This is a genomic window from Gemmatimonadales bacterium (assembly GCA_036265815.1).
Taxonomy (GTDB): domain Bacteria; phylum Gemmatimonadota; class Gemmatimonadetes; order Gemmatimonadales; family GWC2-71-9; genus CAVVWJ01.
In genome coordinates this window covers 203,786-224,233 of the sequence record DATAOI010000044.1, presented here as the reverse complement: position 1 = coordinate 224,233, position 20,448 = coordinate 203,786, and the positions used below count along the sequence as shown (strand labels likewise).

The window sequence follows — 20,448 nt, the reverse complement described above, 5'->3', positions numbered from 1 at the left end:
ACGGCTCTGAAACCGGCGCGGAGAGCTTCCAATGAATGTCAGCCGGACGACCGGCACACTGAACCGCCTGGCGGAGAGCCCGATCGCTCGGGTGATCGCTTATTACATCGTACTGTTCGCCGGGACGGCCGTGTTCGTCGAGCTGGTTCCCGGTGCGGAATACCTGGTGAGCGGGGGGGTGCAGCAGAGCGTTGCGGAGGTCGATGCGGGGGTGAGGGGCATGGTGACGGGCGGAGGACAGGTGCCGGTCATCAGCGGACCGAGCGGGTTCCCGATCTCGGAAGTCTTCGCCATGGCGTCCGCATTCGCCCTGATGCTTCCGGTGACCTGGATCTACATCATGACCCGCCGGCGGAAGGGCTTCCGCCAGTCGGTGGTGCAGACCCTGGTCATTTTGCCGGTGGTGGTGGCGGGGGTGGTGTTCCTGGTGAAGAACAGCCTGGCGCTGGCGTTCAGCCTGGGCGGCATCGTGGCCGCCGTGAGCTTCCGGAACACGCTCAGGGATACCAAGGACGCGGTCTACATCTTCCTGGCCACCGGCGTCGGACTCGCGGCCGGAATCCAATCGGTCCCCTTCGCCGCCGCGCTCTCGATCACCTTCAACATCGTGATCCTGCTGCTCTGGTGGACCGATTTCGGCCGCGCGCCGGCCCACTTGCAGGGCCCGCCGGCGCAGCGCAGGCTGCAGCGCGCGCTGGCGATGGCCAACCGCACCAGCGCGTTCGTGGCCCAGGTCGACGAGCAGATCCTCAAGTCGCTCACTCCCGAGCAGCTGGACGCCCTGGCCGAGCGAACCAAGCGTCGCCGCGCCCGATCGGCGGACGGAGCGGACGTGCTCGAGCCCGTCAAGCGACCGGTGGAGTTCCGCCGGCTCGAGCTCAAGGTGCTGGGTCCGGTCGATCCCGCCCGGCGTGCCGCCGAGTCGGTGCTGGAGAGCTCCGCCAAGCGCTGGGAGTTCGTGCGCGCGGCCCCGGCGCCGGGTGGGGGGGAGATACTGGAGTACAAGGTGCGTCTCAAGAAGAGCATCTCGTCCGACGCGCTGCTGCAGAGTCTCCGGACCGGCGCCGCCCCGCACGTCACCAGCGTCCAGCTCGGCTGATCGATTCATGAGCGAGCTGGTGGACGTTCTCCGAAGCGCGCTGCGCGACCGGTATGCGGTGGAGCGGGAGGTCGGCCGCGGCGGGATGGCCATCGTCTTCCTGGCCCGCGACCGCAAGCTGGGCCGCCAGGTCGCCATCAAGGTCCTGAGCCCGGACGTCGCCACGTCGGTTGCCACCGAGCGTTTCCTCCGCGAGGTCCGCATCACCGCCCAACTGCAGCACCCCAACATCCTGCCGCTCATCGACTCGGGCGAGGCCGCCGGCCTGCTCTACTCGGTGATGCCGTTCGTCGAAGGCGAGACGCTCCGGGAGCGGCTCCTGGCCGAGCAGCTCCCGGTCTCGGAGGCGCTCTATCTCGCGCGGGAGGTGACGGAGGCGCTGGACTATGCCCACCGCCGCGGCATCATCCATCGGGACGTGAAGCCGGAGAACATCCTGCTCTCCAACGGCCACGCCGTGATGTCCGATTTCGGCATCGCCCGCGCGATCGGGCTCGCCGGAGGGAACACGCTCACGGCGCGGGGCCTGCCGATCGGAACCGCGTCGTACATGAGCCCGGAGCAGGCGCTCGGCGCCACCACCGGCGATGCCCGGAGCGATATCTACAGCACCGGCTGCGTGCTCTACGAGATGCTCACCGGCCAGATGGCCTTCGGCGGTGCCAACCTCAAAGAGGTGTTGTCCAAACAGGCGTCCGCCGCGCCCAGGCCGGTGACCCAGCTCCGGCCCGAGGTCCCACCGGCGGTCGTGAACGTCGTGTCCCGAGCCCTGGCCAAGCGAGTCGAGGAGCGCTATCAGACCGCCGGTGAGCTCGCGGCCGACTTGCGCACCGCCATGGGAGAGCCGCTCCGGCTGCTCACCCCACCCGACGAGGTGCAGCCACTCTGGGATGCGCTGCCCGGGACAGAGGCTTCGACGGCCCCTGCCTGGGGCCGGTGGCTGGTGGCAGCCGCGCTGATCGCCCTGCTGGTACTCGCGGTCCTCCGCCTCTGGCCCGCCCTGGCCAACGGGCTGTCCCGCTGACCCTCATGCCTCGGCTTCCCGAGTTCCGCTGCGACCTGCCGACGGCCGAGTTGTTCGCCAGATTGGTGACCGGCCCGCTGCCCCACGGGCTGATCGTGCGGAAGACCGAATGGAGTCTCTACCGCGACGTGTACCTGGACACTCCCGACAACCAGCTTGCTCGCCGCGGGATCTCCTGCCGGATCCGCTCCGGCGGTGACGACCGGCGCAGCATCGCCCTGGGCATCGGGCAGCCCGACGTTCCGGTGTCCGCGCCAGGCGAGCTGCTCGAGGCGGAGGTTCGCGGTGACGATATCCCCGCCATTCTGAGCGGCGACAGCGAGCCGGCCTCTCGTCTCCGGGAGGTGGTCGATCCGGCGCGGCTCGAGTCCCGGCTGGAGCTGGGGATCGAGCGGGTGATCCGCACCGGCTCCCGCGCCTGGCGTCTGCCGGGGCGTTTCGGGTTCCTCTACGACCGGGTGACCGTGCGGAAGGGACGACTCACCCGCGAGTTCCGTGAGCTCAAGGTCCGGCGGCTCTCCCCCGGCGGCCCCAGCCTGGAGCAGGTGGCTCGCGAGCTCGAGCGGGTGGAAGGGCTCCGGCCGATCCTGCAGACCAAGCTGGCACGCGCACGGGGCCTGCTCCGCCAGATGGATCGTGAGACCGTGATCCGCGACCTGGACTCGGGCCGCTCAGTCGCGCTGATCGTGCTCGACGAGGGTCGGGTCGCGCTGGTGCGCGAGGGCGATGGTGAGCGGCTTCCCACCAGCGACGGCGCGGGCGAGCAGGCGGTTCGCCATGGCCTGGCCGAATGGTTCGGAACTCAGGTGGGTGAGATCAGCTCGCTCGGCGTCGTCCCGCCCTCGCTCGACCGGCCGAGCGTCGAGGTGTGGCTGGTGCGCCGCCTCCGCCGGGGGGCGAGGCCGGCGCGGGGAGAGACTCTCGAGTGGGTCCCAGTGGCCGATCTGGCTCAACGGGTGCGGACGTCCATGCTCCGTCATCCCGCGACGCTCGCGGCGCTGGCCGTCGCCGGCCGCTCGGCGCTGTTCCCGGAGTGGGACGCCGCCGATGGCGTCCAGGAGTCGCCCCCGGCGGAGGCGGAGCCGGCGCCGGACTCCAGGGATCTGCTCGACCCCCACCGGAGCCTCCTCGAATTCGACGCCCGGGTTCTGGCGCTCGCCGAGGATGTGCGCACTCCGCTGCTGGAGCGGCTGCGCTACCTCTCGATCCTGAGTGCGAACCTGGATGAGTTCTACATGGGAATCGGGCGCGAGGTGGACGCGGCCCGGGTAGCGGACCTGCTCCGCCGCCAGCAGCAGTGCATCGCGGATTGCCTCGCCCGGCTTGCCGGAGAGGGCTACCGGATCCGGCAGTTGGCCGACCTGGACGCGGGCGACCGGGAATCGCTCCGGCAGCGGTTCCGCCAGGACGTCTTCCCCATCCTCACGCCTCGCGCCATCACCGTCAGTCCGGGGCATCCGTTCCCGATCATTCCCGCGCTCACCCTCTCGCTCGCGATCATCCTCCAGGGCCAGGGGACCGGCCCGACCCATTTCGCCTACCTGAAGCTTCCCGCGGCACTGCCCCGGTTCCTGGCGCTGTCCACCGGGCGCGATCTGGTGCAGGTGGAGGAGATCGTCCGGGCCAATCTCTCGTTGCTGTATCCCGGCCGGATCGTGGAGGAGTCCGCGCTTTTCCGGGTGACCCGGAAGGGCGACTTCGGCCTGGATGAAGTCGGCGCCGGCGATCTGCTCCAGGCCATCGAGGAGGACCTCGCGCAGCGGGCGCTCAATCCGGTGGTGCGGCTGGAGATCCAGCGGGGCGCGTCGACCATGTTGCGGGAGATGCTGGCGCAGGAGCTCCGTTTCGAGGGGGGTCATGGCGCGGCGCCGCTCGGCGGGCTCGTGGTTCACGAGCTCGACGGGTTCATGGCGCCGGGCGACCTCCGCCAGCTCGCGGCACTGCCGGTGGCCGGCGGAAGCTTTCCTTCATTCGTGCCCGGCGATCCGCTGCGCTCCGAGGCCTCACTCTGGGGCCGGCTCCGCGAGCGCGACCTCCTGGTCCATCACCCCTACGAGGACTTCTCCGCCACCGTGCTTCGCGTCCTGGAGCAGGCCGCCGGGGACCCGGCGGTCCTGGCATTGAAGGTCACGCTCTATCGCGCGGGTGAGCGGTCGCCGGTGGTGGACGCGCTGGTGAGGGCGGCCCAGGCGGGCAAGGAAGTGGCGGTCTTCATCGAGCTCAAGGCGAGCTTCGAGGAGGCCCGCAACATCGGCTGGGTGAAACAGCTGGAGCAGGCCGGTGCGCAGGTGGTGTACGGTCTGGTGGGGCTCAAGAATCACGCGAAGGTGGCCCTCGTCGTCCGCCGGGAGGAGGACGGGATCCGGCGCTACGTCCACGTGGGCACCGGCAACTACAACCCGGCAACCGCCCGGGTCTACACCGACCTGGGGCTGCTGTCGGCCGACCCCGCGATGGCCGACGATCTCAATGATTTCTTCAATCAGCTCACCGGCACTTCCCGCGCGCCGACCGCACCGCTCCGCCGGCTCCTGGTGGCGCCGCAGCACCTGCTGCCGGGCCTGCTGGAGCGGATCACCCGTGAGGTGGGGCATGCCCGGAGCGGGAGCGGCGGGCGGATTCGGGCCAAGCTCAACGGCCTCGACGATCCCGAGATCATCCGCGCGCTGTATGCCGCCTCGGGGGCCGGGGTAGAGATCGACCTCGTGGTCCGCGGCATCTGCACCCTCAAGCCCGGCGCGCCGGGGCTCTCGGAGCGCATCCGGGTCCGTGCTCTCGTGGGACGGTTTCTCGAGCACGCCCGGATCTATCACTTCGGTAACGGTGGTGCGGACGAGTATCTGATCGGCTCCGCCGACTGGCGGTCCCGGAACCTCCGGCGGCGAGTCGAAGTCGTCACCTCGGTGCTCGACCCGGCCTGCCGGCAACGGCTCGACCGGATCCTGTCCCGCGAGCTGGCCGATCCCTCCGGCTGGGCGCTCGGCTCGGACGGGACATATCACCAACAGCAGAGCCTCCCTGTGGGCGACCCCGCCACGGCACAGGGATGGGCGCTCGCTCGAGCGCGGACGCCGGCGGAAGAGGAGACCGTATGGGTCGGGTAATGCGGACGCGAGGCGTGGCAGCGTTCATGGTCATGGCGCCCATCGTCATGACGTGGGCAACGGCGCTGGCCGGCCAGGATGCGGCAGCCGGGGGGCCGGGCTCGTCGGACACGGTGGTGGTCACGCCGAACGCGCGGTATCGCGCGGGCGGGCTTCACACGCTGCTCTTCGGCCGGCACTACCGCGATCTCTGGGCGACGCCGCTCCGGGTGGAAGTGCTCGATCTGGAGCGATTCGGGGGCGGGCTCCATCCCACCAGGCGCGGGGGCGGGAAGCAGACCCGATCGCTCCGCTTCAAGGGCGGCGACGGACGGGAGTACCAGTTCCGCTCCGTGGACAAGGACCCGTCTCCACTCCTCCCGCCGGAGCTCCGCAAGACGCTGGCGCAACGGATCTTTCAGGATCAGATCAGCGCCGGCCACCCGGCCGCGCCGCTGGTGGTGAGTCCGATCCTCGACGCGGCAGGCGTGCTCCATTCCGAGCCCAGGCTGGTCCTCCTTCCCGATGACCCGGCGCTGGGCGAGTTCCGGCCGGAGTTCGCCCGGATGCTGGGGATGATCGAGGAGCGGCAGACCGGTGAGAAGGACGACGAGCCGGGCTTCGCGGGAGCGTCGAAGATCGTGAGCACCGAGGAGTTCTTCCACCGGCTGGAGAACGATCAGGACGAGCGAGTCGACCAGCGGGCCTATCTCCAGGCCAGGCTGGTCGATCTCTTCGTGGGCGACTGGGACCGGCACCAGGACCAGTGGCGCTGGGCCCGGCTGGGCCACGGGGGCAGTCTGCCGTGGACCCCGATTCCCCGCGACCGGGACCAGGCGTTCGCCAAGTTCGATGGCCTGCTGCTGAGTCTGGCCCGGCTCTCCTACCCGCAGCTGGTGGAGTTCTCGCCCACCTACCCCAGCATGGTCGGGCTCTCGTGGAACGCGAGAGCGGTCGATCGCCGCCTGCTCACCGGCCTCGAATGGCCGGCGTGGGACTCGATCGCCGCCGGGCTGCAGAGCCGGCTCACCGACCCCGTGATCGATCAGGCCGTCGAGCGGCTGCCGCCGGAGCTCCGCGCCAAGAATCAGCAATGGCTGGCGGGGGCCCTCAAGAGCAGGCGGGACCGGCTGCGCGATGCGGCGCACCGATTCTACCGACTGCTGGCGTCCGACGTGGAGGTGCATGGGAGCGACAAGGCGGAGCGAGTGGAGGTGACCCATCCGGCTGACGGGGTCCTGGACGTGAACGTGTACGCCGCCAAGGACCAGGGTGGCGCTCCGCTCTATCACCGCCGCTTCAACCGGGCCGACACCAAGGAGGTCCGCCTCTATCTGCAAGGCGGAGACGACACCGTGCTGATCGGCGGTGCGGCGGGGGGAGCGCCGCTCCTCAGAGTGATGGGCGGCGGCGGCGATGACCGGGTCGTCGACTCCTCCCGCGCCGGGCGCACCCGGTTCTACGACTCGCGGGGCGCAAACCAAGTGGCCGGGAGCCGCCACGTGCCGCTCGACCGGCGGCCCTACCGCGACTTCGAGCTCAGCGACTCGACACCGTATCCGCCGAGGGACTGGGGCGGCTTCTGGCGGTTCAGGCCCTGGGTGAGCTCGGGACCCGAGGTGGGCTTCTTCTTCGGCGGCGGACTGGTCCGCTACGACTTCGGCTTCCGCAAGAGTCCCTACCGCTCCAAGATCGGCGCGCGGGTGGGCTACGCCACCGGCGCGCAGGCGTTCCGCGCCGAGCTCAACGGCGAGTTCCGCCGGGTGAACTCGCGGGTGCGCAGCAACCTGTTCCTCCGGGCCTCAGGGATCGAGGTGGTCCGCTTCTTCGGATTCGGGAACGAGACGCCGCGAGTCGGTGCCGACTCATTCTACCGCATCCCGCAGCAGCAGTACCTGGTCGAGCCGTCGGTCAGCTTCCCGGTGGGCAGTCAGGGGACATTCACCGTCGGACCGCGGCTCAAGTACGTCCACACCGAGCTGGGGAGCGGCCGGTTCATCAGTCTGCTTCAACCGTACGGCGTCGGTAGGTTCGGAGAGCTCGGTGCCGCGGCGGGGCTGGAGTGGGACAGCCGGGACCGCGACGCCGCTGCCACGCGCGGGGTCCAGGTCGCGGCCGGCGGCAGCATCTATCCCGCCATCTGGGACGTGGAGGAGACGTTCGGCGAGGTGCACGGCGAGGTGGGGACCTACCTCACGCCGCACACCAGCTTCGGCCCGACGCTGGCGCTGCGCGCGGGAGGCAAGAAGGTCTGGGGCACCTTTCCGTTCTTCGAGTCGGCCTTCGTGGGCGGGGCCGCGACGGTGCGGGGGCTGCGGGAGCAGCGCTACGCGGGTGACGCGGCGCTGTACGGCAATGCGGAGCTGCGGCTCCGGCTGGCCCGCTTCTTCTTCGTGCTTCCCGGCGACTTCGGCGTCTTCGGCCTGGCCGATGTGGGGCGGGTCTATCTCGAGGGCGAGTCGTCGGACACCTGGCACAGCGGAGTGGGAGGAGGTCTCTGGTTCGCCTTTCTGGATCCGGCCAACACCATCACCGTCGCGGTGGCCCGGGGCGACGATCGCACCGCGCTCTACCTGAGAGCGGGGTTCGGCTACTGACCCGGATGGCAGCAACGATGCGCGCCTGGCGCGGGATTCTGGCTCGATGGGCGGTCTGCGCGCTGGTCATCGCCCCGCGTCCGGTGGCCGAGCCGACCCTCGCGCACTACCGCTTCGACGAGCCGCCCGCGTGGCGGGTCGACCTGCCGCGCGAGCTGGCAGAGATCTCCGGGCTCGCGTTCAGTCCCGATGGCCGTCTCTTCGCGCACGGTGACGAGAGAGGCGTCATCTGGCAGCTGGATCCCCGGACCGGGAAGATCCTCAAGCGCTTCGGCCTGGCCTCCGGACCCGGCATCCCGCCGTACATGGGAAAGCGGCCCAAGCCCGGGGTGGTGACGGGGGACTTCGAGGACATTCAGATCGTCGGCGAGCGATTCTTCCTGCTCTCGAGCAACGGGATCCTGCTCGAGTTTCGCGAGGGCAAGGATGGCGAGCTGGTCGCGTTCCGGGCCTTCGATACCGGGCTGGCCCGCGCCTGTGAGCTCGAGGGACTCACCCACGACGCCTCGTCCCGCTCGCTGCTCCTGCTGTGTAAGCATCCGTATCGGGCAGCCTGGCACCGTCAGGTCGTGGTGCTCGCCTGGTCGCTCGAAAGCGGACGACTCGACCCGGCCCCCCGGCTCCTGCTGCCGGAGCGCCGGATCGCGCGGCTGACGGACGTCGATGAGTTTCACGGGTCGGCCATCGCCATAGCACCGGAATCGGGCGACCTGGTCCTGGTGGCTGGGCCGCAGCGGAGGATCATCGAGATCTCGCCGGCCGGCGAGCTGCTCGCGGGGCGCACGCTCAGACCGAGGCTTCACCGGCAGCCGGAGGGCCTGGCGTTCGATGCGGACCGCACCCTGCTGATCAGCGACGAAGCGGCGGGCGGGCGGCCCACGCTGACGGCGTACGCCTACCGGCCATGAGGAGCCTGCTGGCGGTCGTCTCGTCGTTGTGCGTGCTGAGCTGCGCCACCCAGGTACGCCCGGTCGAGCAACCGGTCTCCCCACGCACGCCGCAGAAGCTGGAGACCCGGCTCTTCCTGATCGGCGACGCCGGCAAGCCGGCTCCCGGCGGCGAGCCAGTGCTCGCCGCGCTGGCGCGGGAGATCGCGGTGGATCCCGCCAGGAGCTTCGTGGTCTTCCTGGGCGACAACGTGTACCCCCGCGGCATGGCGCCCACCGGCTCGCCAAGGCGGCGCCAGGACGAGCGGCGGCTGCGCGACCAGCTGGACGTGCTCCTCCGACGGCAGATCCCCGGCATCTTCCTCCCCGGCAACCATGATTGGGCCAAGCACACCAGCGGCGGTGAGGCGTCGATCATCGCGCAGGAGGAGTTCATCCGCGCCCAGGTCGACAGCTTCTCGCGCGCCGCGGGGTATTCCCAGGCATATGCCGACTCGGGGGTCGAGCTCCTTCCCCGACGGGCGTGTCCCGGGCCCGCGGTCCGTGACCTCGGGCGCCACCTCCGGCTCCTGGTGCTGGATACGCAATGGTGGCTGCATCCGCGGCAGCACCCGCGGCCGGGCCAGCGCGAGTGTCCCCGGGCCGGCACCGAGAAGGAGGTGGAGGACTCGATCGCGGCCGCGCTCAATACGGCGGGTGATCGCGACGTGGTGGTCATGGCGCATCACCCGATGCTCAGCGGAGGCGAGCACGGCGGGTTCTTCGACTGGAAGCAGCACCTGTTCCCGCTCACCGCCGTGCGGCGGTGGCTGCTGATTCCCTTTCCGGGTCTCGGATCGCTGGTTCCGCGGAGCCGGGACGCCGGGTATTCGCCGCAGGATCTCTCCAGCATCGTCAACTGCCGGATGCGAGCGAGCTTCGACAGCGCATTCGCGGCACACCGTCCCCTGCTGTTTGCGGCGGGACACGACCATGGCCTGCAGGTCTTTCGAGGCGGAGGCGGGCGCTATTCCGTGGTCAGCGGGGGCGGCGTCTACGGGCACACGGGTCCGGTCACCCGCCGTCCCAGCACCGTGCTGGCGATGCGCGCAAGCGGCTTCATGCGGCTCGACATCGCGGCCGACACCGGGCGGCCGCGCCTGAGCGTCTTTACCGTGGACCGACTGGGTGCGGCGCGCGAGGTGTATGGGCTCTGGCTCGACCGGAAGGCGCAACTGCCGGACTCGGAACCGCTGGGCTGCACCGCCCCACCAGCGTACGGCCCGAGCGGAGAGCGGGCGCTGATGGGACAGGACCCGGGTGTCCCGCCGGCGGGAGCCAGGCCGTAGTCGAGGGCGGCGGTGTCCCGCCGGCCAGTATATTACCTGCACTCCCGACCTGCCCCTGACGGCTGGCAGCCACGCAGGAGTTCCCTCATGACCCGTGTACCGCTCTGGTCCCTCGCATTTCTGCTCGCCACCGCGCCGCGTCTCGCCGGGCAGAGCGCACCCGATGAGCGCTGGCAGGTGACGCTCGACGACGGCCGCTATGTCTGGGATATCCGCCTGGTGAAGCTCGAGGGCGATTCACTGGTGGTCAGGCAGTCGGATAGTCTGCTGGGGGTGCCGGTCGCTCATATCACCGAGGTCCGGCTCATCCGGAAGTCGGAGGTACAGATGGGCGGCGGTGGCGACATGGCGGGCGCGATGAGCGCTCTCATGGGCGGGGACGATGAGGTCTACGACCTCTCGCCGCTCGAGTTCGCCGAGCGGATGCGGACGATTCAGAAGATCCTGCTCAATCACCCGGCCGCGCCATAGCCTCCACGGGAGACCGCATGGCGGAGTGCCCCCGGCGGTGGGCCGTGCCGCTCGTCCTGCTGGTCCTCCTGCTGGGACATCGCGCGGCGGCGCAGGACGGCTCGTCCGCGGACAGCTCGTCCCCCGACTTCCGCTTCCGCCACGCGGGGCCGGCGCTCCGCTGGAACGTGATCGCCCGCGAGCTCATCACCGAGGATCTCCAGACACGCGGCGCAGTGCCGGGCCGAGCGACCTTCTACGCCGGGAACAACAACAGCCGGCTGTACGCGCTGGTGGCCGGCGCGCAGTACGACGCGCTCCGGGCCGAGCGGCCGAGCCGGACCGCCGGCGCGGCGTCCGCCGCCGCGGCCGAGGCGGTGCTCCGGACGGTGTTTCCAGCCGGTCGCGCCGTTCTCACCGCCGACCTGGCGCAGGAACGGGCGCGTCTCCGCCGGGCCGGCACCGGGGCGGCCGCCATCTCCGCGGCCGAGGGCCGCGGCCGCCGTGCCGCGCGCCGCTGGGTTCGTCTGGCGGCCGCCGAGCTCAAGGCAAAGGAGTGGGCCGGCTCGGTGCCTCCGGGCCCCGGGCGCTGGCGGGCGGACAGCCAGCCGCCCGCGCTGGCGATCTCGCTCTCGCTTCGCCCCTGGTTCCTCACCGCGGCCGACCAGCTCCGCCCTCCGCCACCGCCCGGCTACGACACCCCCCCGTTTCGGGCCGCACTGGACGAGGTACGCCAGGTCACCCAGGCACGGACCCGCGAACAGACCAAGGCGACCTGGCGGTGGGCCCGGAACGCCGCCACCCTCTGGAGTGAGATCGCCGGGGACCTGATCCTGCGCCATCATCTGTCCGAGCCCGAGGCCGCCCGCCTCGAGATGTATCTCAACATGACGCTGTCCGACGCCACCATCGCGTGCTGGGACGCCAAGCTCACCTACTGGCTGCTCCGGCCCTCCCAGGCCGACTCGACGATCGACCTCTCGGTGCCGCTGCCTCACTTCCCGTCCTATCCGTCCGCCCATGCCACGCTCTTCACGGCCGGCGCGACCGTGCTAGGACACCTGGTTCCGTCCGCGCGCGCAGCCCTCGACTCCATCGCCCGGGAGGCCACGATATCTCGGCTCTGGGCCGGCGTGCATTATCGTTTCGACAACGAGGCAGGCGCCAAGCTGGGCCGTTCCGTAGGCGAGCTCGCCGCCGCGGCCATCGACCGCGAGACGGAGCCACGTCCATGAGGTCTCTGCTCATTACCGGCACCGATGCCGGCGTCGGAAAGACTCGGATCGCCTGCGCGCTCGCGCGCGCGCTGACCGCCGCGAGCGTGCGGGTAGTCGCCATCAAGCCGGTAGAGACGGGCTGCGCGGCCAAGACCCAGGCGGACGAGGACGGCGCGCGGCTCGCCGCGGCCACCGGACAGGCGGCGCCGCTGGCCGCGCTTCACCGACTCTCCGCCCGGCTGGCTCCGGCGCTCGCCGCGGACTCCGAAGCCGTTGAGATCGATCTCGACGCACTGCTGCTTCGGATCGAGGAGCTGTCCGAGGGATCGGAGGTGCTCCTGCTGGAAGGCGCCGGAGGCCTGCTGTCTCCGATCAGTTGGGAATGGTCGGTGGTCGAGCTCGCCCGCTCGCTCGGCGCCACGGTTCTGGTGGTCGGCAGCGACCGGCTCGGCGTGATCAACCATGCCCTGTTGACGCTGAGCGCACTGGAGCTCGCGGGAGTGACACTGACGGGGGTGGTACTGACCGCGCCTGCCGCGCCGGACCGATCCACCGGTCTCAACGCTCCGGCGATCGCTCGGCTGGCGGGGATCGATCGGGTGATCGCGGAGCCGCAGGCGGCCGACGCACTCGTCTCCTGGCTCGACCTCACCCCGCCGGGCGGCGCTCGAGCCGGGTGATCGCCTCACTCACGGCCGCGCGCGCCTCGGGCCGGCGAATCCCGGGAAGGAGGGCGCGGAGCTGGCTCAGTGCGTCCGCCCGGCCGAGCTGCTCCTCAACTGCCGCGATGGCCCAGCCACGCACCCAGGCCCGTGCATCGTCGATGCTTCCGATCAGCGCAGTCCGCGCGGTGGTGTCGCCCCGCGCGGCAAGCACGGCCAGGGCAGTGGTGGGCAGTGGCTGTGCCCCCGCCAGGCGCGCCACCGCCCGCACCAGACCGGGATCCGGGTGATGCACCACGGCGACGATCGCGGCGTTCTGAATGACGTCACGGTAGGATGAGGTCCCCAGCCCGGCGAGCACGGCCTGCCGGGCCCCGCCGGGCGAGAGCCGCGCCAGCGCCGTGAGGGCCGCGGCGCGCACCGCGTAACTCGGATCGCCGCTCCACGCCGCCCGCGCCAGGGCAAACGCCCGATCTCCACCTACACCAGCCAGCGCGCCGACCGCGGCCTCGCGCACCTGCGCGGAGGTATCACGGGCGGCGTCCGCCAGCGCGGGCAGCGCAACCGCCGCCGGAAAACTCGCGAGGGCCGCGGCCGCCTGCGCCCGGGTGCGGAAGTAGTCCGCACCTCGCGCGGCCCTGGCCAGGGCAACGCCAGCCGCAGTGTCGGCGGTCCGGCGGGAGAGCTGCTCGATAGCCCAGAACCGGCTCCACAAGCGGTCCGTGCGCGCCAGCTGATTGGTCAGCCAGGGGGTGGGCTGGTCGAAGGTGAGACCCTTCACCACGGCATTCTCATCGTCGAAGATCACCATGGTCGGCGCGCCGCGGAGTCCCTCGATCCGAATGGTCTGCTCCTGGCGGTCGATCGTGGTTCGAGCCACGACGTCGCCATTCGCAGTGCCGACCCGGATGGCCACTGGTGCCCGGAACACCTCCGGCGTGGTGAATCGGAAGCCGCTGCTATCCGCCGCCGCGGTGTCCCGCTGAGTCTGCCTGACCGTGAGACTGAGCGCGCCGGCGGCCGAGTCGAATGCGGCGGTCACGGCGAACTCGGGATAGCCCGCCCGATAGATCCATTGCGACCAGAACCACTCGAGGCTCTGACCGGTGGCGTCGAGCACGGCCTGGCGGAGATCGTCGCCGGTGGCGGTGCCATAGGCGTGGCGCGTGAGATACAGATGGATCGCCGCCCAGAACGGCTCGGCCCCCAGCTGCTGCTTCAGCATCTCCAGCACCAGCGCGCCCTTGGGATAGACGTTGTTGGAGTTCCAGCTGGCGAGCGGGGTGCGGCGCCGGGCGTCCCGGGTGATGAACTCTCCATACTCCGCCAGGTAATAGTCCTCCTCCGCCCGTGCCCCCATCTTGGCGCCCCAGTACTGTCCCGGCATGAACTCCGCCATTCCTTCGTTGAGCCAGTAGTTGGCCCAGTTCTCGGCGGTGACCAGATTGCCGAACCACTGGTGCGCCAGCTCGTGGGGGATCAGCGACTGGAGGTACCAGGGCCGATCCTGGTACGCCCGCGCATCAGGCAGCCAGTCCACCAGGGTAGTGGCGCCGACGTTCTCCATGCCGCCGATGAAGTCGGCCACGGTGGTCTGGGCGTATCTGGGCCAGGGGAAGGGCACGCCGGTGAGGCGGCTGAAGGTCTCCATCATGTCTGGCGTCACCCCGAAGACCTGGCGCGCGCGGGTGCTGTCCTCCCGGTAGACGTAGTACTCGACCGGACGGCCCCGCCAGCGATCCGTGATCTTGGCCAGTGGGGCCGCCACCAGTGAGATGAGATAGGTCGAAGCCGGCTGCTCCTGCTGCCAATGCACGGTATGCATGCCGCCGGGCGCGGGGCGGTCGCGCACCAGCCGACCATTGGAGACGACGGTGAGACGCCTGGGAACCGTGGCCAGAAGCTCCCAGGTCTCCTTGTCGTTTGGCGCTCCCCAGGTCGGAATCCATCGCGGGTTTCCGTCGGTGCCGCCCCCGCTGTAGACCTGCTCCGGGCGGTGGTCCAGCCCCGGCTCCTGCTTGAAGAAGTAGAGTCCCCGTCCCTGCTCGATCCGTCCGAGATAGTCGATGGCGAACCGCACGGTGTCCCCGAAGCCCGCCGGCCGTGGGAGCAGAACGGCGAGGGTATCGCCCGGACGCTCGAAGCGAAGCCCCGCCCCGCCCGAGGCGGTGACGGAGCGGACCTCGAGCTGCCGATCCATGTCGAGCCGAACGGTGTCCAGGCCAGGACGCAGGGACACCAGAGTGGTCACCACCCGGCCGGTGAAGCTGGTCGAGTCCCAGTCGAAGTCGCGGACCTCGATCCGCTGGTGCAGCAGATCGAAGTCATGGGAGGGCGTGTACCAGCCGTTGAGCACCCGCTCCTCGTTGGACTGGGCCGCGAGACCCGGCGTGGCGCCGAGGAGTGCCACCAGTAGACATGCTGTGCGGGAAGGCATGGGCGGAAACTAATGCCGGCCCCTCTTCGGGCGCTTGACTTCTGCTTGACTGCTCCAGGCAGAGTTGCCGGGGCTGGAGATATCGGCGGCGGCGGATGGGCCGCCCCGAAAAGAGACCGGAGGTGAGCGCCATGGGAGAGATCTGGATCACCGGCGTGGGTGCCGTGAGTGCCGCGGGAAACGGCACGTCCGCCCTCCGAAGGCTGCTGAGGGAGCAGCGCAGCGCGGTGGCCGCCCTGCCTTTTTCCTATTGGAGTGTGGGGCGGTGTCCCACGCCCACGCGGGTGCGCGCCGCGCGCCTGTTGGATCGAAGCGCCCGCCTCTTCGCCGCCGCGGCCGAGGAAGCGTGGCGGGGTGCCGGCTTCAGCGCCGCGCTACCCGACCCTTCCCGCTGCGATGTGATCGAAGGCAGCTCGCTGGGTGCTCTGGGCGAAGTGCTTCCCCACGAGCGCGACCGCTCGAGCGCGGGATCCAGCCGCCCCTTCGGGCTACGCTTCATGCCTGGCGCCGGCGGGGCCGACTTCGCCGAGTCGCACGGCGTCGAGGGAGCGGTCTTTCACATCTCGGCCGGGAGCGTCTCCTCCGCCATGGCCATCATCGAGGCCGTGGCGCGCCTGGAGACCGGGCGGGCCGATGTGGTCGTGACCGGTGGCGGCGAGTGTCCCCTGGACGAGACCGTGCTGGCGAGCTTCGCGGCGGGTGGCATCCTGACTCCCAGCCGGGAGTTGGGCGGCGTGTGCCGGCCGTTCGATCTGGATCGCGGCGGCACCGTACTCGGAGAGGGGGCCGGAGCCCTGGTACTGGAGCGCGCCGAACATGCCTCCCGCAGAGGCGCCGCGCCGCTGGCCGTGATCCTCGGCACCGGCTGGAGCCGGGAATCCTATCGGATGACCGGGCCGGATCCCACCGGTCGCGGCGTGACCCAGGCCGCGCGACAAGCCGTCGGCGGGCTCTGCAGACGCGAGATCGGATGGATCAAGACTCATGGGGCCGGCACCCGGCTCCACGACGCCGCCGAGTGCGCCGGACTGGCTGCCTTGATGGGCGGGGATTTGCCGGAGATGCCGCTCACCTCTCTCAAGCCCGCGCTGGGTCACTCGCTGGGCGCCAGCGCGGCGGTCGAGTCGGTGGCCGCCGTGCTCGCGCTACAGGACGGGATGGTGCCCCCCACGCTCAACACCCGGCAACCGGATCCGTCGTTGCCGGCATGCACGGTCGCGCTGGAGCCGCTGGTGCCCAGGGCACCCGTGGCGCTGCTGCTGGCGGAGAGCTTCGATGGGAGGTGCGCGGCCTGGACGATGGCGTCGGCGGCCTGAGCTCAGAACAGGTGGAGCTGGGTCACCGGTGCGAAGCTCTGGCGATGGTGGCGGCAGGGCCCCTGGAGGCGGAGCGCCTCCTGGTGCTCCGGGGTGCCGTACCCCACGTTGGTATCCCAGCCGTAGCCGGGATAATGGGTGGCGAGACGCTGCATGAGACAGTCGCGGACCGTCTTGGCCAGGATCGATGCGGCGGCGATCGAGTGGCAGAGCGCGTCCCCATCGATCAGGGCTTCATGCGCGTAGCCGATCTCGGGCAACGGCAGACCATCGATCACGATGCGGTGGGGGCGGGCGTCGAGCGAAGGGCGGCGGAGCAACCGACGGAGGGCCCGCTGCATGGCGAGCGCGGTGGCGACCCGGATGTTGAACCGGTCGATCTCCCGGGCCGATGCCGCACCGACACCGAAGCCGAGGGCCCGGCTCTGGATCCGGACCGCGAGACGGGCGCGAATGCCGGCCGGCAGCAGCTTGCTGTCGCGAATGCCCCGGATGATCCGGCACTCGGGCGCAAAGACGACGGCCGCGGCCACCACCGGCCCGGCCAGTGGGCCGCGGCCCGCTTCATCGACACCAACCAAGAGGATCTGCTCCGCCCAGGCCGCCCGCTCCCGGCGAAGCGACGGGGGCGCCGCCATCGGCTCAGCTCTCGCGCTTTTCCTTGATGCGTGCGGCCTTGCCGCTCAGGGCGCGGAGATAGTACAGCTTGGCCCGGCGGACCTGCCCCCGGCGCACCAGCTCGACCGAGGCGATGGTGGGGCTGTGCAGCGGGAAGAGCCGCTCCACCCCGACCCCGGCAGAAATCTTCCGGACGGTGAAGTTCTCGCTGATGCCGCCACCGCGCTTGGCGATGACCAGCCCCTCGAACGCCTGCAGCCGCTCCTTGTCGCCCTCTCGAACGCGAACCATCACCTTGACGGTGTCTCCCGGGTCGAATGCAGGAATGTCCGTGCGCAAGCCCTCACGGGCCACCTCTGCCAATCGTTCCATCGTCAGATCCTCCGCGCCGTCCGGCGCCTGGTGAATGATTCCCGCCATACTGCCCCTACAATATGTCACCGTCGGCCCCGGCGTACCTGTCCCAGAGGTCGGGCCGCCGCTCGCGGGTGAGGCGTTCCGCCGCGGCCTGCCGCCAGGCCGCGATGCCGGCGTGATCGCCCGAGCGGAGGACCTCGGGCACCGCGAGCCCGCGGAACACCGGCGGCCTGGTGTAGCTCGGCGGGCTCAGGAGCCCGTCGTAGTGCGAATCGGTGCTGGCCGACTCGTGGTCTCCCAGCGCGCCTGGCAGGAGCCGCACCACGGCGTCGAGCACCGAGAGCGCCGCCGACTCGCCGCCGGACAGGACGAAGTCGCCGATGGAGAGCTCGTCGGTGGCCAGCGCGTCCGCTACCCGCTGGTCCACGTCCTTGTAATGTCCCGCCAGGAGCGTCAGCCGCTGACCCAGCGAGAAGCGGACGGCGTCATCGTGCCGGAACGGACGGCCGCGTGCCGAGAGCAGCACGATCGGTCCGGTGGCCCCGAGGCTCTCGACCGCCTCGAAGAACGGCTCCGGCTTGAGCACCATCCCTGCCCCGCCGCCGTAGGCGTAGTCATCCACGGTGCCGTGGCGATCGTGGGTGAAATCGCGGAGCTGGACCAGGTTGAACCGCACCAGCCCAGCGGCGGCCGCGCGCCCCGGGATGCTCGCCTTCACGAAGGGGGCGATGACTTCCGGGAAGAGGGTGACGACGTCGATGGTTAGCAAGGACGGGGGCGGCGGTAAGGGCGGGAAGGACGGAAAGGGCGGGAAGGTCCCCGCCACATCCCCCTTACACGCCGGGATTTAAGCTCACGCACACCTTACCGTCCTTCCCGCCCTTACCGCCTACCGCCCTTCCACCAAGCCCTCCGGCGGCGTCACCACCAGCCGGCGCGCTGGCCGGTCCACCTGCCGCACGAACTCCTTCTTATACGGCAGCAGGAACTCGCGCTTGGGCCCCTGGACCTCGATCATGATGCCGGCCGGCATCTCGTAGACCGCCGTGACCAGCCCCAGGGGCGTCTCGTCGGGCAGCCGGACCGAGAATCCCTCCAGCTCGTGGAGGTACACCTCGTCCCCTTGCGGCGGGGTCAGCTGATCCGCCGGCACTGCCAGGAACAGTCCCCGCCAGGGATCCAGCGCCTCCCGCCCGTCGGCGCCGGCGAATTTGACCAGCCATTCGCGGTGATAGGGCCGGCTCCGCTCGATGGTGACCGGCCCCGCGACCGTCTCGCCGTCGAGTCCCACCAGCCACACCGTTCGTCCCGCCGCGAACACCGTTTCGGGATCGTCGGTGAGCGGGAAGAGGGTGGTATCGCCCTTCAGTCCGTGCGGCTTTCTGAGCCGGCCCACCACCAGGTGGCGGGCATCCGCGGACATCAGACCGTGGTCGGCTTCAGCACCCCGGCCTGCTTGAGCAGCGACTGCACCGTGTCGGACGGGGTGGCCCCCTTGGAGATCCACTGGCGCGCCTTCTCGCCGTCGACCTGGATCTTGTCGGCCGCCGTCTCCCCCTTGGGGTTGTAGGTGCCGATGATCTCGATGAAGCGCCCGTCGCGGGGCGCTTCCTGATCGGCGACGACGATCCGGTACAGCGGGAGCTTCTTGCGGCCGACACGACGCAGCCGAATGCGAGTTGCCATGGCTCTTCCTGGTGGAGACGGGTTAGCCGGGGAAACCGCCGCGCCCGAAGGGCAGCTTCAAGCCGGCGCCCCCGGTCTTCCCCGCGATCTTCATGAACTTCTGCATCTGCTTGAACTGCGACAGCAAGGTGTTGACTTCCTGCACCGTGCGCCCGGCGCCCTTGGCGATCCGGAGCCGCCGCTGCCCGTTGATGACGTCCGGGTTGGACCGCTCCTTGGGCGTCATCGAGAGCACGATGGCCTCGACGTGCTTGAGCTTCTTGTCGTCGATCTTGGCCGCCTGCAGCATGGCCGGATTCATCCCCGGCAACATCCCCAGCACGTTCTTGAGCGGTCCCATCTTCTGCATCTGCCGCATGGCGCCGAGGAAGTCCTCCAGGTCCATCCCCTTCTTGGAGGTGACCTTCTTGGCCAGCCGCTCGGCTTCCTTCTCGTCGACCGTGACCTGGGCCTTCTCCACTAGGGAGAGAATGTCGCCCTGCTGGAGGATCCGTCCGGCCAGCCGGTCGGGATGGAACGGCTCGAGCGCGTCGAGCTTCTCGCCCACGCCGATGTACTTGATCGGTGCGTGCGTGACGCCGTAGATCGAGAGTGCCGCACCGCCGCGGGCATCGCCGTCCATCTTGGTCAGGATGACGCCGGTGATCCCCAGGGCGTCATGGAACCCCTTGGCGATGCGCACCGCGTCCTGGCCGGTCATCCCGTCCGCGACCAGCAGAATCTCGTGGGGCGAGACCGCGGCCTTGAGCCGCTTGAGCTCGTCCATCATCTCGTCGTCGATCTGCAGCCGGCCGGCGGTGTCGACCAGGACGGTCCGGGCCCGGGCTTTCCCCGCTTCGGCGACGCCCTGGCGGACGATCTTGACGACGTCCTGCGACGCGGGATCGCCGTAGACTCCGACCTCGACCTGGCGCCCCAGCGTGTGCAGCTGCTCGATGGCGGCGGGCCGGTACACGTCGGCGGCCACCAGGAACGGCGCCTTCTGCTCCAGCTTGAGCCGCCTGGCGAGCTTGCCCGCGGTGGTGGTCTTGCCCGAGCCCTGCAGTCCGACCAGCAGGATGATCGTGGGCGGCACTGTCGCGTGGGCGATCGGCGCCTGTTTTTCTCCCAGCAGCGCCACCAGCTCGTCGTACACGATCTTGACCAGCTGGTGCCCGGCTCGGACTTCCTTCAGCGCGGTGACACCGACGGCCTTGGCCTGGACCCGCTCGAGAAATTCGCGGGTGAGGTCGAAGCTGACATCGGCCTCGAGAAGGATCCGCCGGATCTCGCGGAGGCCTTCCCTTACCGCGTCTTCGGTCAGAACGCCGCGCCCGGTGAGCTTCTGGAGCGTGGCGTTCAGCTTACTGGAAAGCTCGTCGAACATAAGCCCGTAAGGTTAGTCGGGAGTTCGGGTTTGGGCAAGGAGGACGGTAAGGGCGGGAACGACGGTAAAGGCGGTAAGGTGGTGGCCTGAGCGTGCATTCGATGTGTAGATGTCCTGGCCTGGAGTCAAGATTGTTGTCATGGTCCCGTATGAAAGGCTCAAGGCCTGGCAATCCTGCCATCGACTTGCGCTGTCGGTCTACGCCGCAAGGGACAGGTGGCCGCGTGAGGAGCTATTTGGTCTCACGTCCCAATCGAGAAGAGCTGCCTTTTCAACCGCGGCCAACATCGCGGAGGGCTCCGCCAAGCGGGGCTCACGTGA

The 20,448-nt window shown here is 70.0% G+C and carries 17 protein-coding genes; 10 read left to right on the top strand and 7 right to left on the bottom strand.

Going from position 1 to position 20,448, the window contains the following annotated elements:
* Positions 1-31 precede the first annotated feature (31 nt).
* From VHR41_09210 to bioD, 9 genes are all read left to right on the top strand, one after another.
* Positions 32-1,099: a DUF4956 domain-containing protein gene (locus VHR41_09210; GenBank protein HEX3234366.1), complete on the top strand. Its 1,068-nt coding sequence runs from the start codon at positions 32-34 to the stop codon at positions 1,097-1,099.
* A gap of 7 nt (positions 1,100-1,106) precedes the next feature.
* Complete coding sequence (locus tag VHR41_09205; protein ID HEX3234365.1) at positions 1,107-2,123, top strand: serine/threonine-protein kinase; 1,017 nt, start codon at positions 1,107-1,109, stop codon at positions 2,121-2,123.
* Positions 2,124-2,128: 5 nt separating this feature from the next.
* Complete coding sequence (gene ppk1 / locus VHR41_09200; protein ID HEX3234364.1) at positions 2,129-5,227, top strand: polyphosphate kinase 1; 3,099 nt, start codon at positions 2,129-2,131, stop codon at positions 5,225-5,227.
* Between the two features lie 14 nt (positions 5,228-5,241).
* Positions 5,242-7,803 (top strand): hypothetical protein, encoded by a 2,562-nt coding sequence (locus VHR41_09195; protein HEX3234363.1) that lies wholly within the window; start codon positions 5,242-5,244, stop codon positions 7,801-7,803.
* Between the two features lie 17 nt (positions 7,804-7,820).
* A complete protein-coding gene (locus tag VHR41_09190; GenBank protein ID HEX3234362.1) occupies positions 7,821-8,711 on the top strand; it encodes a hypothetical protein in 891 nt (296 codons plus the stop codon).
* Positions 8,708-10,018 (top strand): metallophosphoesterase, encoded by a 1,311-nt coding sequence (locus tag VHR41_09185; protein ID HEX3234361.1) that lies wholly within the window; start codon positions 8,708-8,710, stop codon positions 10,016-10,018. Before VHR41_09190 ends, VHR41_09185 begins: the two co-directional genes overlap by 4 nt.
* Positions 10,019-10,105: 87 nt before the next feature.
* Complete coding sequence (locus VHR41_09180; protein HEX3234360.1) at positions 10,106-10,489, top strand: hypothetical protein; 384 nt, start codon at positions 10,106-10,108, stop codon at positions 10,487-10,489.
* 17 nt (positions 10,490-10,506) lie between these two features.
* Positions 10,507-11,703, top strand: coding sequence for a vanadium-dependent haloperoxidase (locus VHR41_09175; protein HEX3234359.1), 1,197 nt, complete (start codon positions 10,507-10,509; stop codon positions 11,701-11,703).
* Entirely contained in the window at positions 11,700-12,365 is a 666-nt protein-coding gene (bioD, locus tag VHR41_09170) for a dethiobiotin synthase (protein HEX3234358.1), read from the top strand. The genes VHR41_09175 and bioD overlap by 4 nt, the downstream gene beginning before the upstream one ends.
* Here bioD and VHR41_09165 read toward each other — a convergent pair.
* Positions 12,334-14,757, bottom strand: coding sequence for a M1 family aminopeptidase (locus tag VHR41_09165; protein HEX3234357.1), 2,424 nt, complete (start codon positions 14,755-14,757; stop codon positions 12,334-12,336). The two genes, bioD and VHR41_09165, sit on opposite strands and share 32 nt — an antisense overlap.
* A gap of 158 nt (positions 14,758-14,915) precedes the next feature.
* On the opposite strand from VHR41_09165, the gene VHR41_09160 reads away from it, so the two are divergent.
* On the top strand, positions 14,916-16,100 hold the full coding sequence (locus VHR41_09160) for a beta-ketoacyl synthase N-terminal-like domain-containing protein (GenBank protein ID HEX3234356.1): 1,185 nt from the start codon (positions 14,916-14,918) through the stop codon (positions 16,098-16,100).
* Positions 16,101-16,102: 2 nt separating this feature from the next.
* Here VHR41_09160 and VHR41_09155 read toward each other — a convergent pair whose 3' ends face one another.
* The 6 genes from VHR41_09155 to ffh all read right to left on the bottom strand — a co-directional run bounded on the left by VHR41_09155 (position 16,103) and on the right by ffh (position 20,127).
* The gene (locus tag VHR41_09155; GenBank protein ID HEX3234355.1) at positions 16,103-16,738 is read right to left on the bottom strand and encodes a ribonuclease HII; all 636 of its coding nucleotides are present in this window, start codon (positions 16,736-16,738) and stop codon (positions 16,103-16,105) included.
* Positions 16,739-16,742: 4 nt separating this feature from the next.
* Positions 16,743-17,090 carry a 50S ribosomal protein L19 gene (rplS, locus tag VHR41_09150; protein HEX3234354.1) on the bottom strand — a complete coding sequence of 116 codons (348 nt, stop codon included), beginning with the start codon at positions 17,088-17,090 and terminating at the stop codon, positions 16,743-16,745.
* Positions 17,091-17,145: 55 nt separating this feature from the next.
* Positions 17,146-17,844, bottom strand: a complete 699-nt coding sequence (gene trmD / locus VHR41_09145) for a tRNA (guanosine(37)-N1)-methyltransferase TrmD (protein HEX3234353.1) — start codon at positions 17,842-17,844, stop codon at positions 17,146-17,148.
* Between the two features lie 120 nt (positions 17,845-17,964).
* Positions 17,965-18,498: a ribosome maturation factor RimM gene (rimM, locus tag VHR41_09140; GenBank protein ID HEX3234352.1), complete on the bottom strand. Its 534-nt coding sequence runs from the start codon at positions 18,496-18,498 to the stop codon at positions 17,965-17,967.
* Complete coding sequence (gene rpsP, locus VHR41_09135) at positions 18,498-18,761, bottom strand: 30S ribosomal protein S16 (GenBank protein ID HEX3234351.1); 264 nt, start codon at positions 18,759-18,761, stop codon at positions 18,498-18,500. The genes rimM and rpsP overlap by 1 nt, the downstream gene beginning before the upstream one ends.
* Before the next feature lie 22 nt (positions 18,762-18,783).
* Positions 18,784-20,127, bottom strand: a complete 1,344-nt coding sequence (gene ffh, locus VHR41_09130) for a signal recognition particle protein (GenBank protein ID HEX3234350.1) — start codon at positions 20,125-20,127, stop codon at positions 18,784-18,786.
* Positions 20,128-20,448 lie beyond the last annotated feature (321 nt).